Source organism: Natrinema thermotolerans (assembly GCF_031165565.1).
Lineage (GTDB): Archaea > Halobacteriota > Halobacteria > Halobacteriales > Natrialbaceae > Natrinema > Natrinema thermotolerans.
The window spans coordinates 612133-625591 of sequence record NZ_CP101873.1 but is presented as its reverse complement, the minus strand read 5'-3'; the positions used below and the strand labels follow the sequence as shown (position 1 = coordinate 625591).

Sequence of the window (13459 nt, the reverse complement as noted above, 5' to 3'; positions counted from 1 at the left end):
TATCGTATGACCGACCACGAGGACGAACTCGTCGATGCCGTTCGCGAACTGACGCGGACGATCGACGCGCTCCGAGCGGAACTGGATGAATCGGGTCCGCGCCGGCCGCGGCTTCGGCCGCCGACGCCGCGGGAGCTGTTGCGCGTGACCGACGAGGTCGCGATCCCCGCCGCGCTGGCCGTCCTCGAGACCAGCGTCCGCGCGCTCGAGGCGTTCCAGCGCGGGCTGCAAGTCGTCCGCACTGAGCGGGCGGTCCGGGATCGGACCGAGACGGCCGCCGCGTCGACCGGCGAGCAGGCGGATCGGCTCCGCCAGACGACGCTGTCCAGTCTCGATACCGTTCTCTCGGAACTCCAGCGGGCCGCCTCGTCGGGGCAGTTGCCTGCTGACGACGAGGCCCGTGACCTCCTCGCGGAGGCCCGCGACCTCCGCGACGACGTCGACAGCCGACTTCGGGCGGCCGCGGAGACGGACCCGGAGGCGGCCGATCGGGACCGATCGGACGGTGCGGGCGGCGTCACGATCGATATCGAAGAGGGGCCGCTGGACGACGGTGGTCGGGACGGCACCGACGGCGACCCGGACCCCGCCGTCGACGTCGACGCCGAACTCGAGACGCTGCGGGATCAGTACGGCGAGGGCGACTCGAGCGACGGTGATTCGGACGCGTCGGACGGGACTGACGGCTCCTCGAGCGACGGCGGGGACGACGGCTCGAGCGGGGGCGAAAACGCCGACGGAACGGCCGACGGCTCGAGCGACGAGAACTGAGGGCGGAATTTGCGGACGCGTTTTTCCACGGGACCGACCGCCATGAATGGGGAGAAGAAGTGTTCTGCTATCGTGGCAACGGGGAGTTTCCACACCCTCCCCAGCCGACTCGTTCGCTCATTTCAGTCGCTCACTCGTCCCTCGCACAGTGTCGTCGACTGCCCTCACCGTCGTTCGGTCAGTCGACAGCGCGCGCCACCGCACGCTGGATGATCGGGATGGCTCCGCGTTCGGAAAAACGAACCCGCGCTACTGGCGAATTAGACCGGTTCGAACCGGTAGCCGTCCCACGACTGGCTCTCGGGCTCTCTGATGCCCGCGCCGGGTTCGCGGAGTTCGTCGACGTGGACCGGCCGGACCTCGTCGCCGGTCTCGAGGTCGTCGGTCGTCGCCTGACCGATCGCGCGGACCGTCTCGCCGTCTACCTCGAACTCGACGATCGCGAGCGTGTTGGGTTCGCGGACGCCCGGCGGCGTCGCGGTACTGGTCGTCCAGGTCACGACCTCGGCGGTGTACTCGCTGAGGTCGATCGTTTCGACCGGTTCCGAGCCGCCCGGTCCGCGCGGGTGGCCGGGGTAGGTGATCGAGCCGTCGTCGTAGCGGGTCGCGTCCATCGTCATTGTGCTGCCTCCATGATGGTGGTGATGACGCAGTTGCCGAAGCCGCCGACGTTACAGCACAGCCCCACGTCCGCGTCGACCTGTCGGGGGCCGGCCTCGCCGACGACCTGTTCGTAGATTTCGACGCCCTGTGCCACGCCGCTGGCTCCGAGCGGGTGGCCCTTCGACTTGAGCCCGCCGGAGGTGTTGATCGGGAGGTCGCCGTCGCGTTCGGTGTCGCCGTCCTCGACGCGCTTCCAGGCCTCGCCCTGCTCGGCGAAGCCCAGCCCCTCCATCTGGAGGAACTCGAGGATCGTGAACATGTCGTGGAGTTCGGCCACGTCGATGTCTTCCGGTCCGCGACCGCTCATCTCGTAGGCCCCGTTGCCGCTCTCGACGACCCCGCCCATGACGGTGGGGTCCTCGCGCTCGTGGACGACGTGGGTGTCCGTCGCGCCGTCGATTCCCGTGATGAGGGCGTAGTTGTCGGTGTACTCCTTGGCGACGGACTCGGGACAGAGCATCAGCGCCGCCGAGCCGTCCGTGATCGGACAGAAGTCGTACAGCCGCAGCGGGTCGGCGACGATCGGCGACTCGAGGGCCGTCTCCACGTCGATCTCCGTTTGAAACTGCGCGTTCGGGTTGTCGACGCCGTTTTTGTGGTTCTTGACCGCCACCTTCGCGAGGCTCTCGCGGGGCGCGTCGAACCGCTCTAAGTAGTGTCGCGCCGTCAGCCCCGCGAAGGATGGCAGCGTGACGCCGTGTTTGTACTCCGCGGGATGGGTCAGCGACGCGATGACGTCGGTGGCCTCCCCCGTGGTCTTGTGGGTCATCTTCTCGCCGCCGACGAGCAGAGTCATGTCGCTGGCCCCGCTGGCGACCGACTGCCAGGCCGCGTAGATCCCCGCACCGCCGCTCGAGCTGGTCTGATCCACTCGTTGCGTGTACGCCGGCATCGCGTCGAGGTCGTGGGCCAGGGCGTTTGGCACGCCGGTCTGGCCTTCGAACTCGCCGCTTGCCATGTTCGAGACGTACAGGTGTTCGACGTCGTCGGCGTCGACACCCGCGTCCTCGAGACACTCGATTCCGGCCTCCGCGAGGAGGTCTTGGATCCACTCCCCCTCGCGTTGCCCGAACTGGGTCATCGAGGCGCCGATGATTGCAACCGGTTCCATATCTTACTGGACTCGAGTGAGGGATTTATAAGGTGGGGTTCGTGTCAACGATTGGAAGTCGGGATGGTACCGGGAGTCGCGGGGGACTCGACCGGGTTACGCCTCGGCGACGGCAAGCATGTGGACGGAGAGATCCGTTACGACCGGATCGTCGCCGGTCCGCCCAACCGTCCGCTCGAGCGCCGCCAGTTCCGCGTCGGAGGCGTCCTCGAGGGCACTCCTGAGCCGGTCGTCGTGCAGCGGCGACGCGAGGCCTTCCAGCCCCGTCGTGGTGACGACGGAGAGCCCGTTCCGGGACAGGAGCGATTCCAGTTCCGCCCGCCGAAAGAAATGCGTCGCGGTGAACTCGTTCTCGTAGCTGTACGCGTCGACCAGCCGTGACGTGTAGTCGCCGTGTTCGAGGAGGTCGGGGAGTGCCTCGAGATTGTGACCGGTAACGAGATACAGTTGAACGGCGCCGAGCAGGCCCATGACGGACGCAAACACCGGGGCGTCGGGCCGAGTAACGCGCTGCAGTTCCCGGACGGCCCGCGCTCGCTCCGCCTCGTCGATGACGTGGGACAGCGGACCGCCGAGACAGCACGTGGCGTCGAACGCGTCCGCGGCAAGTCCGAGATCCGTGATCGACCCTTGAGCGAGTTCGATTCGGGATTCGACGCCGCGCTCGCGAATCCGGTCTCGAGCAACGGCCAGTTGTCCGGGGCTGAGATCGACCATCGTCACGTCGTATCCGTGTTCGGCCAGCCAGATGCTGTACCGTCCCGCGCCGCCGCCCGCGTCGAGTACGCGGCCCGACGGCGGGAGGTGTTCCTCGAGGGTTTCGATCGTCCGAGTGTACTCTAGCCGGCCGTCGAGTCGGCCCTCCAGACGGTCCCACTCACGGGTCCCATACTCGTCGTAGAAGGCCCGTGGATCGTCGCCTCGTGACGCATCGTCCGCCATTCGAGATCGACCGTGCGGTGGCACTCGAGCGACATAACGTTCCCCCTCTCCGATCGAATCGACGCCACCGCCGTGGCCCGCATGTCCGATGCTGTCGAACCCCGTCGGTCAGGCAGACTCGGCCGCGGCCGTCCGCAACTCGCTCGCACGCGAGCGCGCCTGCGAGATCACCGCAGGACGGGCTTCGAAGGAGACGACGACATCCTCGTCGCCGTAGGTGACGTCGTCGACGTGGGCATTGTCGTGGAGCCACGAGACGACGCTCATCGTGTCGTCGGTCATCGGTAACAGCAATCGCTCGGCCTCCCAGTCGGGCAGTTCATGCTCGATGCGCTCGAGCAGGCCGTCGACGTTCAGCCCCTCCTTGGCGCTGACCGTGACCGGGTTCGGCGCGAGCGAGGACAGCGCCTCGCGCTTCTCGGCGAGTTCCGCGTCGTCGACCTGGTCGATCTTGTTCAGCACGGTCACGATCGGGGCCTCGTTGCGCTCGTAGAGGGTGTCGTGGGAGGTGACGAGCTTCTCGTGGATCTCGTCGATCGGTTCGCTGACATCGACGACGAGCAAGACGAGATCCGCCCGGTAGACCGAATCGAGCGTCGACTTGAACGACTCGACCAGCCAGTGGGGCAGGTCGCTGATGAACCCGACGGTGTCGGTCACCAGCACGTCGCGCCGGTCGATGTCGGCGCGTCGGGTGGTCGTTCCGAGCGTCGTGAACAGCTTGTCCTGTGACTCGGCGGTCGGATCCAGATCCCGGTGGAGGTCCTCGTTCTCCTCGACCTCGAGGTCGGTCGCGAGTTGCCGGAGCAGGGTCGACTTGCCGGCGTTGGTGTAGCCCGCGAGCGCGACCAGATCGAACCCCGAATCGCGCCGACGCTCCCGGCGCTGCTGTTCGGTCTGTTCGATCCGCTCTAACTCGTCTTTGATACGGCTGATCTGGGCCTTGATGTCCTGCTCGCGGCTCTCGTCGTACTCGCCAAGCCCCATGAACCCGGGGTGTTCCTCGCGCTTGGCGAGGCTGGTCTTGGCTTCGGCCCGGGGGAGTTCGTACCGGAGTTCGGCCAGTTCGACCTGGAGTTGTGCTTTCCGAGTCTGGGCGCGTTGCCCGAAGATCTCGAGGATCAGGGTAAAGCGGTCGATGACCTCGACCCCCTCCGGCAGGAGCTGCCCGAGGTTGTACGTCTGGTAGGGGCCCAGTCGGTTGTCGAAGATTACCGTCGCCGCGTCGGTCTCTTCGACCAGCGCCGCGAGTTCCTCGGCTTTCCCCTCGCCGATCTGGAGCGCCGGATCGGCCCGGCGAGACTGGGTGACCTCACCGACGACGGTATACCCCGCCGCGCGGGCCAGGTCTCGGATTTCGCTCGTATCGGGCGTTCCCGAGTCGACGCGTTTGGCGATGATCGTGTTCATGCGGGTAGCTGTGTGGTCCCCGGGTGCGGCCGTGATCGGTCGCGGTCGCTCGAGCGGCGCGGCTCGTCGGCCCCGACGGTCGCCGTCGAGAAACGACTGACTCGAGGGCGGTGTGGAAACCGCCGCGTGGTCCCGGCAACGCTAACGATGCCGGCCGAACACCTCCGTTGCGTGGCGCGGGCGGACGTGACACATACTCGCCCGTACGCGACCGATCGTCTTGAATCCCGTGCCCGGGGCCGTCCCGCGATCGCCCGCTCGGCGAACCCAGCCCCGCCACGGACCGGCCTGGCCCGGCCCGAAAGCCGGTTCCGACGCCCTCACTGATCGAAACAGTCATGCGAGCCGACTCGAATGGACGCCCACATGCTAGATCTCGATCCGACGACGCTGGGCCTCGAGTTCGGGGCCAGCGCACTCGTCGGGGGCCTCATCGGCTACGCCGCCAAGAAGATCGCAAAGTTGCTCGCGATCATCGTTGGCGTCGAACTGATGGCCTTTCGCTTTCTCGAGTCCGAAGGGATCGTTACCGTCGACTACGAGCGCCTCACGGCCGGGTTGCTCTCGTCCGGCGACCGCACGGGGAGTTGGCTCGAGTCGGCCGTCTCGACGCTGTCGATCGGCGTCGGCTTCACCAGCGGCTTCCTGATCGGGTACAGGCGAGGGTAAGGGCACGAATCGGCCCCGAATCACTCCCTCAGCGGGTCTTCAGATCGCCCTTGTCCTTGACGATCTCCGTTTCGGCCTCGCCACTGGTGTGTTCGTTGACCAGGTCGTAGAACTCGTTTTGCATGCCGGCCGGGAACGTCAGGACCCCGATCCACGAGCCATCGGACTGCCACTCCTCGCGCTCCAAGTCGCCGAACTGACGGATCTTGGCCTGTGCGCTGCCGGCGTAGTCGGCCGGGACGTTGACGGCGACGGTGACCTCCTCGAACCGGATCGGGATCACCGGCCGCAGGGCGTCCAAGGCGTCGTCGACCTGTTGTTCGACCGGTTCCATCGGATCGACGGTGACGCCGGCCTCCTCCAGGGCGTTTTCGATCCGTTCGGGCGGATGGGGCGCGTTGTCCATCTGCGGGTTGACCGCGTTGCGCGTGATGGTATCGATCAACTGCCTGCGTTTCTGTTCTTGCATCTCGCGGCGCTGATCGGCCGTGATCTGGATCTCCCCTTCCTTGATGACCTCGGGGATGATCTCGAGGGGCTCCGTGGTGTCGAAGACTTTCTCGAGGTCGGCCTCCGCGGGTCGGTCACCGCGGGAGGCGTCCTCGAAGACGTCCTCGGCGGCGATTACGTCCTCCAACTCGCCGTCGAACTCGTCGCGTTTGATCTCCAGTGCCGCGTCCGGGTCGACTAACACTTCGAAGCGCGCCCCGTGGGACTCGAGTCGCGCCGTCACCGCCTCGTCGAGCGAAATCATATCACACGGTTCCGCCGCCAGTGAAAAGAGTGTTTCCCGATGGGTGCCCCGAATCCGGCCAGGATTCGGCGCGGCGTCGACCGTTCGACGGGGGCCGCACTCGGTCGCGTCGCTCGTGACGGGCCGATCGGCACTCGGAAAACGCGTCGAAAACGGACCGCGGCGGGTCGGTTACTCCTCGTCGTCGGCCGGTTCGTCTTCGCCGGTATCGAGGAGGTCGTTCTCCTCGAGGTGGTCGGCGATCCGGTCCCGGTCGAACTGCTCGAAGGTCTCGGTCTCGACGTCGACGGTCGCCAGCCCGACCTCGCTGGGCAGCAGGGAGCCGTCGTTGACCGACGCGAGCGCGTCCAGGGCGAGCCGGATGCCGCCGTCTAAGTCGGCGTCCTCGTCGTAGTTCTCCTCGAGGTAGGTCTGGAGGTCGCCCCGGTCGGCACCGACGGCCAGCGCCTTCCACTCGTAGGGGGTCCCGGAGGGGTCGGTCTCGAACAGGCGCGGCTCGCCGTTCTGGATGCCGCCGACGATCAGCGCGACGCCGAACGGGCGAGCGCCGCCGACCTGCGTGTACTGCTGGATGTGGTCGGTGACTTCCTTGGTCAGCGTCTCGACGCCGATCGGCTGGCCGTAGCGCAGCTGGTTGACCTGCGTCTGGCGGCGCGCGAAGTCGATCAGCTGGCGAGCGTCGGCGACGTGGCCCGCGCTGGCGATGCCGATGTGGTCGTCGGCCTTGTGGATCTTCTCGACGCTCGAGTCCTCGAGCAGCGGGGAGGGGACTCGTTTGTCGACCGCCAGGACGACGCCGTCCTGCGTTCGAACGCCGATGCTTGCCGTGCCTCGCTTGACCGCCTCGCGAGCGTACTCGACCTGGTAGAGTCGGCCGTCGGGCGAGAAGATCGTGATGCCGCGGTCGTACGCCTGCTGTTGGGCTTGTCCCTGCATAGTATCACGCTAAATCGTAGTCGAGGTCTGTCGCGCCCACGAACGCCTCATCGAGTCGAACGTCCCCCACGCTGTCCCGGCGGACGGCGACTCGCTCTTCGTTCCCGAACACGACGTTTCTCTCCTCCGAATCTTGCCCGCGTCGCCGTAAATAGTTTTCTTCAGCGGCACGGATCGTGCCACTGATACCGCGGACGGCGACCCCGACGGGCGCGCCGTCTACCTCGTCGAGACAGGCCAGCGCCGCCCGAGCGGGGTCGGTCTCGCCCCGACGGACTTTGACGATCGCCTCCCCTCGTCCGTCGGCGAAGTCGTAACGGACGACCGAGAGGTCGGCGTCGGCGCTGCCCGGATCGCCCAGCAGGTTCTGGCCCGCGTACCACAACTCGCGCTGGAACGACCGCCGGCCGATTCGCTCGTCGGGCCAGGTCTCGAGTTCGACCGCGAGGTACCGCCACCGCGGCCGGAGGTGTTTCGGCAGGTGCTTCATGACTCCTCGGTCGCCGCGTCGACGCCCGCCGTCGGGCTCCGCTCGGCGACCAGCACGCCGACCTGGTCGTGGACGCGCTCGACCGCGGTCAGCGAGAAGCCGGCGTCGGTGAAGGCATCGGCGAGGACGCCGACCGTCGCCGGATCGTCGACCTCGGGCGAGTAGAAGGGCTCGTCGGGGTCGGGCTCGCCGAAGAACATCACATCCCCGAGGACGAACCGCCGGGGCTCTAAGTCGGCGATGACCGCGATCGCCTCCCGTTTCTCCTCGTCCGAGAGGTGATGCAGGGCGAAGTTCGAGGTCACCACGTCGACCGGCCCGTCGTAGTCGGGTTCGCGAAAGGTCCCCTGACCGAATTCGACGTTCTCGAGTCCGGCGTCGGCGGCCTTCTCGCGGGCCTCCTCGAGCATCCCGTCGCTGATGTCGCGGCCGACGACCCGCGCTGCATCGGGGGCGACCGCGAGCGCGATCGCGCCGGTCCCGGTCGCGAGATCGAGGACGACCTCGTCGGCCGCGGGCGCGGCGTGTTCGACGACCAGATTCGCACAGGCGTGGTACTCCTCCGATTTCGAGTCGTCGTACTCGCCGGCTTTCTCGTCGAACCGGGCGGCGTGGTCCTCAAGCGTCCTCTTCATACCTGCCCCGTTCGACCCCCGGCTCAATGAACGACTCGGAGTGGACGTGCCGATTGCGCTCGGCCAGTCGGCCCCACTCCGCGAGGCCGTCTTCGACGAACGCGCTCGAGAAGCCGAGTTGCTCGCCCAGGGCTTGCAGTTCGCGAGGCGCTCGTAACTCGAGATGCGAGGTCGGCTCGGCGCTGACGACGTAGGGCGCGTCGTAGTGGGCGACGATCTCCCGGAGTTTTCGCAGCGACTGGAGGATTCGAACGCGGTGGCCGCCGCTCTCTCTGAGAGCCCCCGAGAGGTCGAACTCGAGGCGGACGCCGTTCTCGACGGCGGCTTTGACCAGCACGTGGTTGATATCGCCGTCGCCGCGCATCGGATGCGAGAGGACGTCGACTTTCGGCTGTTCGACAGCGAAGCGGTTCAGTCGGTTCGTCCCGCCGTGAACGGCGACGATGGTGTCCGACGAGCGGTGGTTCCCGACCGCGCCGCTTGCGCCCTGCGGGTCGTCGGCCCGGATCTCGACGCCCGCGACGACGTCGATCCCGTACTCCGACTCGATCCGTTCGGGGTCATACTCCGCACGCGACCCGTCGTGATTGCGTACGACCACGCCCTCGTAGCCGTAGTCGGCCGCCCGTTTGGCGACCCGGGCAACCGTACTCTTCCCGTCGGGATGGGCGCGGACGGCCTCGTACATATTTGAACCGTCTCACGGCGTCGACTTGGGGTTTGCGCCATGCGACGACCGACCGATCGAATACGGAATTCGATCTTAGAGAGATTGTTCGGTAATCCCAAGCCGTAGCTGAAAGTCCCAGCAGACGAGAGTGACAATCAGCCGATGACGGAATACCCGTCACACGAACGTCCTGAAAGAGACGAGCCCCACTGTGAGCATCAGGAGACCGAGAGCGACCACGATGACGGCACCGCCCCAGTTGACAATGCGGTAACTCAACGAATGCTCCCGATCGAAATCCGTCCTCGAGAAGATGTTTTCAAGACTGACCGCGAAGGCGAACGTCGCTCCGATCCCGATAACCGCGGTAGTCACGAACCCAGCGAGTACAAGGCTGACGACAGTCACGAGACTTCCGATCAGTCCCAGTACGAGACCGACGACATAGAGCTGCTGGGTGTCCATCGTCACACTGGGCCGACACTACAATCACGGCGGATATGTATCTGCCGACCGTGCGCCCGCCGGAACTGACTCCAAATCCGCTATTGAAGCGAGTAAAGAATCACATGGCCGGGAGCGCGTCCGAACGAATGTGAGGGCGCGGGACCCGGGGGAAGGCAGGCTGTTACCCGATACTGACCGCGAGCGAGGCCGAAGGCCGAGCGAGCGGGCCGACGACTGATGTGGAGTGCGCGGCGCGTAGCGCCGCGAATAGGCGAACGGCGAAGCCGTGAGCCGAGTGACGCGACGCGTCACAGAACGGAAGGAGGAGTGCTTTTAATCGAATTTTTGCCGAGGGCGCGGCTCTGCCGCGCCCGCAGCGCAAAACTTCGTTAGTTGAGAATGCTCTGTGCGACCGTCGCGAGCTGGCCGTTGTCGGCCTCGCTGAGGCGCTCATCGCCGATCTTCAGTCGGAGGCGCGGCCGGCCGACGTCGATCGGGACCTTCTCGGTGTCGATCAGGCCCATGTCCTCGAGCTTGGTCTTCGTCCGGGAGAACGTCGCCTTGGAGGCGATCCCGACGTCCTCGCCCCACTTGCTGATGTCGTACAGCAGCGCTTCGTTCTTGGCCGCCACGAGCAGGGAGATGGTGACCTCGTCGAGGCCATCACCGTCGCCGCGGGCGGTCTCGAGCGAGTCCAAGATTGCAGTGAAGTCTTCTTCGGCCTCGGGACTGATCTCGTCGGCCAGCGTCTCGCGGACGTCCGTAATCGGGGGCGTCCGGAGGTTGAAGTCGCTGGCGTCGGCCCAACGGTCGGCGTAGGTGTCGTAGGTATCGGCGACGAAGCTCTCGTCGTCGGTAACGAGCCCGCCGACGCGGTCGCCGGCGTGGACGATGGCGACGACCCGGTCCTCGCTGACGAGCAGGGAGTTCTCGGGCGTCTCCTCGAGCGTCCGCAGGACGAGTGCCCCCTCGCTGATGAGGTCCGCGGCGTTCGAGGCGACGATGAAGTCGTCCATGACGTCTTTCAGGGTACGTTCGTCGGCCAGCATGTGTACCGACGGCAGGTCGTCGTCGAAAGCGGTCGCGACGGAGACGAACTCCTCGATGGCGTCCCGCGAGGGGTTGACCATGTAGACGTCCCCGGTCACATCCCCGAGGACGGACTCGAGGATATCGTCAATCTGGTGGTTAAGTAAATTCGAGGTCATGCCTATACAGAAGTAATCGATAGCTCGGTACTTAATTTTGGTGGCCGTTTGCACAGCAGAACAGTTGGCTGCGCGCCTGAACCGGTAATTTTTGTCCCATATCCCGTTAGTTCGCCGACGAAATACGGATGGTCGTTGTCGACTTCCGGGTGGAACTGGGGGCAGGGACAGCGGTGGTCGCGATGCCGGCCCGATCGGTACCGCGTCTTATTATGGGGTTGAATACTGTCGGCAATAATTATATACACGCATCGATGTATTACAGTATCGTATGGCAGTTACACGCAATCGGCTGTGGCGGGTCGTTCACGAGCTGGCCGAACGGGTTCGAACCACGGCGGGAACCGTTCGTGGCCGATCGCCGCCGGCGATGGCCCTCGAAGCAAAGCGCGTGAGTACGTACGGCGGACCCTGATACGGTTTGCTGTCCCGGTGGGACCGCAGGGCGGGTCGCGGTCCCACCGGCAGTGACGGACAGGAGACCGTATGAGTCAGCGATCGAAGCGGGGCCACAGTTCCGTCGACCAGTAGATGTCCCCGTCGTAGATCACCGACGCCTCCGTTTCTTTGAGCATCGTCACCAGTTCCGACGCCGTGAGCGTGAAACTCGACTCGTTCCCACAGAGGTAGGCGTAGTCGTTGGTTTCGGTGTGGGGGAAGTAGTAGGAGCCGGTCGCCTGGGTCGAGTAACAGTCGACGGTCAGCAGGTACTCCTTCTCGCTTGCGTCCTCGAGTTCCTCGAGGGTCGCGGTCGTCGGGAGCCGCTGTTCGCCCTGGACCAGCGAGTGGGTGCCGTCGCCGACGACGGCGTAGTCCTTGCCCATCATGATGCGTCGTCGAGCCAGCCCCATCGCGCGCTCGATGCTGAACCCGTGGACGAGGAGTTTGGCGAACGTCGAGCCGACCTTGACGGCGTGATCGTTGAGGACCTTGGTGAACGTAACCGCGCCGGCGACGCTGCCTTTCTCGATCAGCGACCGCCCCTCGTAGTAGGAGCCACAGGCGTTGAGAAAGAACGTCTGGGCGTTACAGCGATCGAGGCTCGAGGCCGAAAGCGTCCCGTCGGGACAGCACAGGCCGCCGGTCTCGCAGTGGCCGATGTAGTGGACGAAGTCGTGGTCGTCCTCGAAGACACGGGCGAGTTCGGCCGTCCCGAGCGACTCCGCGACGGTGACGTCCATCGACAACTCCTCGGAGCGTCGGCGGTAGATCGCCGCGACGTTGTCGTGTTCGCCGGCCATCTCCGGGTCGTTGAGGACGACACAGATCGAGGTCGCGTCGCTGGCCCGCTCGAGGAATTCGAGGCGGTTGTGGTAGGCCTCGGTGGCGGACTTGAAGACGTCGATCGGGACGCCGTCGGCGAGCCAGCCGTGCGTGCGACCGCTACGGAGGTCGGGTTTGACGATATCGACCGATGCCACTTGCCCGCCGCTGGCCCTGCCGTCGGCCGTCGGGACCGGGCGTGCCGACACGGGATCGTCGCCCCGGTAGAAGTCCTCGAGCGAGCGCTCGACGAGTTCCTGGCCCTCGAGTTCGGAGGTTCGTGGCGTATAGACCATGCTCAGCCGGTCGAGCAAGAACGGCAGGGTCTCGACGCTATCGTACTCGGGTGCGACGTACGTCGAGAGATGCCAGTCGGGGAGGCGATGCTTGATCGCCGCGTAGGGTACGTCGAGATACGCGGCGAGACGCTCCCGCGGATCGGCGTCGTACAGGCGCTCGGCGTCGAGTTCGAGGGCCTCGAGCAGGCTGCGTTCCGCGAGGGCCGTCCCGTAGGGACCGACGTTGCGAACGAGGCAATCGAGGAAGAAGGTCTTTCGGAGCAGCCGCTCGACATCGCCCTCGAGGTCGGGCATCGTGGCGAGTTCGACGTCGATCCCCCGGTCGGGAATGCGGAGCCGCGGTCGGTTGGGGGCTGCGCCGGTGTGGGTTCCGAGGACTTCGTCGGTCGTCCGAACGGTCGCCTGCAAGTAGTACGCCAGCGGTGCCGTGACGAACAGCGACTCGTAGTCGGGCGGGACGACGAGTTCGATCCCGTGATCAGGGGTTGCGACCCGGAGACAGTCGGGAATCTTGAGTTCGGTCCCGCGTTCGATCAACGAGGGGTGACCGCGGAGCGTCGGATAGCTCCGATCCGGGCCGTCGGTCTTGTGCGAGCCGGCCATGTGGGTGATGGCCTCCGCGATCGCCGGCGGGGAGTCGGGGACGGTGATCGTTCCGGCGGGGAACTCGTGTCGGCACCGGACTCCGAGGATGACCCGAGTTCGCTCGGGGAAGGAGACGACGATCTCCTCGTAATCGTCGGTCTTCGCGATCGTCGCGGCCCCCGAGAACCGCAGATAGGACTTGATCTCCGTATCGATATCGACGACGTACTCGTCGGGGGACAACGGGAGGGGCTCGCCGCTGGGGTCGAGTTCGTGACCGTCCTCGACGCCAACCGAGAACGCGTAGACGACCGCGTGCGGGAACCGGAGTTCGTCAGTCGTCACGACGATGGTGTCGTCGACCGGGCGCGGGATGTCTTCCCCGGAGCCGTCGACGACGAGTTCGTCACCGGTGACCGTCAGCTCGGCGTTGTCCGCGTCGGTGACGTGGAGGGTGTCGCCGTCTACCGCCCACTCTATCATTCAGTTGGCTGAATGTCACTCCGACAAGTTAGTTGTATCGGGGCGTGATATCGTCACAAACCCGGCCGGTCGAAGGGCAGGGGCCGGTCGCCGGCAGCCGGTATTGCGGCGCGTATTACCGAG

General features: G+C 65.9%; 15 protein-coding genes. 3 read left to right on the top strand and 12 right to left on the bottom strand.

The window, feature by feature from the left end; translation table 11 throughout:
- The first annotated feature begins 6 nt into the window (after nt 1–6).
- Complete coding sequence (locus NP511_RS03285) at nt 7–771, top strand: DUF7547 family protein (protein WP_049964388.1); 765 nt, start codon at nt 7–9, stop codon at nt 769–771.
- A gap of 260 nt (nt 772–1031) precedes the next feature.
- Here the strand turns inward: NP511_RS03285 and NP511_RS03280 are convergent, their stop codons facing one another.
- The 4 genes from NP511_RS03280 to hflX all read right to left on the bottom strand — a co-directional run bounded on the left by NP511_RS03280 (nt 1032) and on the right by hflX (nt 4897).
- Nucleotides 1032–1391 carry a hypothetical protein gene (locus NP511_RS03280; protein ID WP_006648890.1) on the bottom strand — a complete coding sequence of 120 codons (360 nt, stop codon included), beginning with the start codon at nt 1389–1391 and terminating at the stop codon, nt 1032–1034.
- The gene (locus NP511_RS03275; protein WP_049964387.1) at nt 1388–2545 is read right to left on the bottom strand and encodes a thiolase family protein; all 1158 of its coding nucleotides are present in this window, start codon (nt 2543–2545) and stop codon (nt 1388–1390) included. Before NP511_RS03275 ends, NP511_RS03280 begins: the two co-directional genes overlap by 4 nt.
- Nucleotides 2546–2641: 96 nt before the next feature.
- Complete coding sequence (locus NP511_RS03270; RefSeq protein WP_049964386.1) at nt 2642–3487, bottom strand: class I SAM-dependent methyltransferase; 846 nt, start codon at nt 3485–3487, stop codon at nt 2642–2644.
- Nucleotides 3488–3595: 108 nt separating this feature from the next.
- Nucleotides 3596–4897, bottom strand: coding sequence for a GTPase HflX (gene hflX / locus NP511_RS03265; RefSeq protein ID WP_049964385.1), 1302 nt, complete (start codon nt 4895–4897; stop codon nt 3596–3598).
- Nucleotides 4898–5263: 366 nt separating this feature from the next.
- Between hflX and NP511_RS03260 the strand changes: the two genes are divergently transcribed.
- On the top strand, nt 5264–5566 hold the full coding sequence (locus NP511_RS03260) for an FUN14 domain-containing protein (RefSeq protein ID WP_049964559.1): 303 nt from the start codon (nt 5264–5266) through the stop codon (nt 5564–5566).
- A 28-nt stretch (nt 5567–5594) separates the two neighbouring features.
- On the opposite strand, the gene NP511_RS03255 is transcribed toward NP511_RS03260, so the two are convergent.
- The 7 genes from NP511_RS03255 to tbsP all read right to left on the bottom strand — a co-directional run bounded on the left by NP511_RS03255 (nt 5595) and on the right by tbsP (nt 10706).
- Nucleotides 5595–6320, bottom strand: coding sequence for a ribosome assembly factor SBDS (locus tag NP511_RS03255; protein ID WP_006181709.1), 726 nt, complete (start codon nt 6318–6320; stop codon nt 5595–5597).
- 171 nt (nt 6321–6491) lie between these two features.
- On the bottom strand, nt 6492–7256 hold the full coding sequence (psmA, locus tag NP511_RS03250) for an archaeal proteasome endopeptidase complex subunit alpha (protein ID WP_049964384.1): 765 nt from the start codon (nt 7254–7256) through the stop codon (nt 6492–6494).
- A gap of 4 nt (nt 7257–7260) precedes the next feature.
- Complete coding sequence (locus NP511_RS03245; RefSeq protein WP_006648885.1) at nt 7261–7746, bottom strand: Rpp14/Pop5 family protein; 486 nt, start codon at nt 7744–7746, stop codon at nt 7261–7263.
- Nucleotides 7743–8381 (bottom strand): class I SAM-dependent methyltransferase, encoded by a 639-nt coding sequence (locus NP511_RS03240; RefSeq protein ID WP_049964383.1) that lies wholly within the window; start codon nt 8379–8381, stop codon nt 7743–7745. Before NP511_RS03240 ends, NP511_RS03245 begins: the two co-directional genes overlap by 4 nt.
- Nucleotides 8365–9069, bottom strand: coding sequence for an RNase P subunit p30 family protein (locus NP511_RS03235; protein WP_049964382.1), 705 nt, complete (start codon nt 9067–9069; stop codon nt 8365–8367). The genes NP511_RS03240 and NP511_RS03235 overlap by 17 nt, the downstream gene beginning before the upstream one ends.
- 159 nt (nt 9070–9228) lie before the next feature.
- Complete coding sequence (locus NP511_RS03230; RefSeq protein WP_049964381.1) at nt 9229–9516, bottom strand: hypothetical protein; 288 nt, start codon at nt 9514–9516, stop codon at nt 9229–9231.
- A gap of 371 nt (nt 9517–9887) precedes the next feature.
- Nucleotides 9888–10706: a transcriptional regulator TbsP gene (gene tbsP / locus NP511_RS03225; RefSeq protein WP_049964380.1), complete on the bottom strand. Its 819-nt coding sequence runs from the start codon at nt 10704–10706 to the stop codon at nt 9888–9890.
- A 271-nt stretch (nt 10707–10977) separates the two neighbouring features.
- On the opposite strand from tbsP, the gene NP511_RS03220 reads away from it, so the two are divergent.
- Complete coding sequence (locus NP511_RS03220; RefSeq protein WP_211249079.1) at nt 10978–11121, top strand: hypothetical protein; 144 nt, start codon at nt 10978–10980, stop codon at nt 11119–11121.
- Between the two features lie 76 nt (nt 11122–11197).
- On the opposite strand, the gene NP511_RS03215 is transcribed toward NP511_RS03220, so the two are convergent.
- Nucleotides 11198–13336 carry a hypothetical protein gene (locus NP511_RS03215; RefSeq protein WP_049964379.1) on the bottom strand — a complete coding sequence of 713 codons (2139 nt, stop codon included), beginning with the start codon at nt 13334–13336 and terminating at the stop codon, nt 11198–11200.
- Nucleotides 13337–13459: the final 123 nt, after the last annotated feature.